Origin of the sequence: Diaphorobacter ruginosibacter, assembly GCF_040396215.1 — a bacterium.
Lineage (GTDB): Bacteria > Pseudomonadota > Gammaproteobacteria > Burkholderiales > Burkholderiaceae_C > Diaphorobacter_A > Diaphorobacter_A ruginosibacter_A.
Window position 1 is genome coordinate 1 of record NZ_JBEBOW010000225.1, and the last position, 3189, is coordinate 3189.

A 3189-nucleotide genomic window follows, 5' to 3' on the forward strand; every position below is an offset into this window, starting at 1 on the left:
CGCGTCGAGATGACGAAGATGCCCGAACTGGTCGCCTTCATGCACAGCATGATCGGCCTGGCCGCGGTGTTCATCGCGGTGGCCGCGGCGGTCGAGCCATGGGCCTTCGGCATCACCGACCACAGCGCGCCGATTCCGCACGGCAACCGCCTGGAGCTCGCGCTCGGCGCGGCGATCGGCGCCATCACGTTCAGCGGCTCGGTCATCGCGTTCGGCAAGCTGTCGGGCAAATACAAGTTCCGCCTGTTCCAGGGCGCTCCGGTGCAGTTCAAGGGCCAGCACATGCTGAACCTGGTGCTTGCGCTGGCCTTGCTGTTCTTCATCGCGGGCTTCACCATCAGCCAGTCGCGCGTCGATTTCTGGCTGCTGATCGCGCTGTCCTTCGTGCTGGGCGTGCTCATCATCATCCCGATCGGCGGCGCGGACATGCCGGTGGTGGTGTCCATGCTCAACAGCTACTCGGGCTGGGCGGCGGCGGGCATCGGCTTCTCGCTCAACAACAGCATGCTGATCATCGCGGGGTCGCTGGTCGGCAGCTCGGGCGCGATCCTCAGCTACATCATGTGCAAGGCGATGAACCGCTCGTTCTTCAACGTGATTCTCGGCGGCTTCGGCGGCGACACCGCTGCCGCTGCCGCGGGCGGCGCCGTGCAGCGCTCCGTCAAGAGCGGCAGCGCCGACGATGCGGCCTTCGTGCTGAGCCAGGCGGAAACCGTGATCATCGTCCCGGGCTATGGCCTGGCGGTGGCGCGCGCCCAGCACGCGGTCAAGGAGCTGGCGCTCAAGCTCGTGGAGAAGGGCGTCAACGTGAAATACGCGATCCATCCGGTGGCCGGCCGCATGCCCGGCCACATGAACGTGCTGCTGGCCGAAGCCGAAGTGCCCTATGACCAGGTGTTCGAGATGGAGGACATCAACGGTGAATTCGGACAGGCCGACGTGGCGATCATCCTGGGCGCCAACGACGTGGTGAACCCCGCCGCCCACACCAAGGGCAGTCCCATCTATGGCATGCCGATTCTGGAGGCCTACAAGGCCAAGACGGTCATCGTGAACAAGCGCTCCATGGCGGCCGGCTATGCGGGCCTGGACAACGAGCTGTTCTACATGGACAAGACCATGATGGTGTTTGGCGATGCGAAGAAGGTCGTCGAGGATATCGGCAAGGCGATCGAGTAGTCTTTTCGCCTCAAGTCTTGGCAAGCCGCGCGGCATTTCGGGCCGCGCGGCTTTTTGCTTTTATCTGTGTCCGCGCAAACGCTGTTTAAATCAATAAAAGCGCATTTACCGAGGGTTAAACCGAGGCTGCCGCCGGTGGAATTCGCTCCAATGTCGAATGGATCATGATAAAAACGAACGATCGTTCGGAAATTTTACCTGTCTAGGGTAATTCCAGACACGCGAAATCATCGATGAACCGGACAATGCCCGAGATTTACGGATTTTGCATTTGACAACGAGACACGCAGGAGACCCCCAGCATGACAGACCGTCCCTGGCTCAGCGCCTATCCGCCTGGCGTTCCAGCCGATATCGACCCGTCGCAGTACGCTTCGCTGGTCGAGCTGATGGAGCAGGCCTTCCGGGACTATGCATTGCGCACGGCCTACAGCTTCATGGGCAGGGACACCAGCTATGCCCAGACGGACGCGCAGAGCCGCCAACTGGCTGCCTATCTGCAATCGCTCGGCCTTGCCAAGGGCGACCGCGTGGCGATCATGATGCCCAACGTGCCGCAGTATCCGGTAACGGTTGCCGCCGTCCTGCGCGCGGGGTTCGTCGTGGTGAACGTGAACCCGCTGTACACGCCGCGCGAGCTGGAACATCAACTCAAGGATTCGGGCGCCAAGGCCATCGTCATCATCGAGAACTTCGCTGCCACCTTGCAGGCATGCATTGCGAACACCGCCGTCGAGCATGTGGTACTGGCCGCGATGGGCGACCGCATGGGAGCCCTCAAGGGCATGCTCATCAACTATGTCGTGCGCAGTGTGAAGAAGCTCGTGCCGCCGTACGCGCTGCCCGGCGCCGTGCGGTTCAACGAAGCGCTCTCGCGGGGCTCGCGCGCGCGCTTCCTGAAGCCGGATATCCACCCCGACGACATCGCGCTGCTGCAATACACGGGCGGCACCACCGGGGTTCCCAAGGGCGCGGTGCTGCTGCATCGCAACATCATCGCCAACGTGCTGCAATCCGAGGCGTGGAACGCGCCCGTCATGAACAAGGTGCCGCAGGGCGAGCAGCCCACGGCCATCTGCGCGCTGCCGCTCTATCACATCTTCGCCTTCACGGTGAACATGATGCTGTCCATGCGCACGGGCGGCAAAACCATCCTGATCCCCAATCCGCGCGACCTGAAGGCGGTGCTCAAGGAGTTGACCAGGCACACCTTCCACAGTTTTCCCGCGGTGAACACGCTGTTCAACGGACTGGCCAATCATCCGGACTTCAAGACCGTGGACTGGAGCCACCTCAAGGTTTCGGTGGGTGGCGGCATGGCGGTGCAGGGCGCGGTCGCCAAGCTGTGGCTCGAAAAGACCGGCTGCCCGATCTGCGAGGGCTACGGTCTGTCCGAGACCAGTCCCTCGGCAAGCTGCAATCCGGTCACCTTGAAGGAGTTCACCGGAACGATCGGCGTGCCGATTCCCAGCACCTACATGAAGCTGATCGACGACGAAGGGCGTGACGTGGTCCTTGCGGGCCAGTCCGGGGAAATCGTCATCAAGGGCCCGCAGGTGATGGCCGGCTACTGGCAGCGTCCCGACGAAACCGCCAAGGTCATGACGGAGGATGGCTACTTCAAGACGGGCGACATAGGCATCATCGACGGCAACGGCTTCTTCAAGATCGTCGACCGCAAGAAGGACATGGTGCTGGTGAGCGGCTTCAACGTCTATCCCAACGAAGTGGAGGACGTGGTGGCGGCCATGCCCGGGGTGCTGGAGTGCGCGGTGGTGGGCGTGCCGGACGAGAAGACCGGCGAGGCGGTCAAGCTGGTCATCGTGAAGAAGGATCCGGCCCTGACGGAGGAACAGGTGAAGGCGTTCTGCCACGACAACCTGACCGGCTACAAGCGCCCGCGCGTGATCGAGTTCCGGGAAAGCCTGCCCAAGACCCCCGTGGGCAAGATCCTGCGGCGCGAACTGCGCGACCGGAAGTAGCCAGCCCCCGCCGGGAGCGGGCTCTCAG

2 protein-coding genes are annotated in these 3189 nt (G+C 63.0%); both read left to right on the forward strand.

What is annotated here, in order from left to right:
- Window positions 1-1179, forward strand: a 1179-nt coding sequence (locus ABWP92_RS17035; protein WP_353236595.1) for an NAD(P)(+) transhydrogenase (Re/Si-specific) subunit beta, incomplete at its 5' end; no start/stop codon positions are given.
- Window positions 1180-1481: 302 nt separating this feature from the next.
- Window positions 1482-3161 (forward strand): long-chain-fatty-acid--CoA ligase, encoded by a 1680-nt coding sequence (locus tag ABWP92_RS17040; RefSeq protein ID WP_353236596.1) that lies wholly within the window; start codon window positions 1482-1484, stop codon window positions 3159-3161.
- Window positions 3162-3189 lie beyond the last annotated feature (28 nt).

Excerpts from the sequence above, each read along its gene's own strand:
- ABWP92_RS17040 (WP_353236596.1), top strand. The coding sequence starts at position 1,482 with ATGACAGACCGTCCCTGGCTCAGCGCCTATCCGCCTGGCGTTCCAGCC.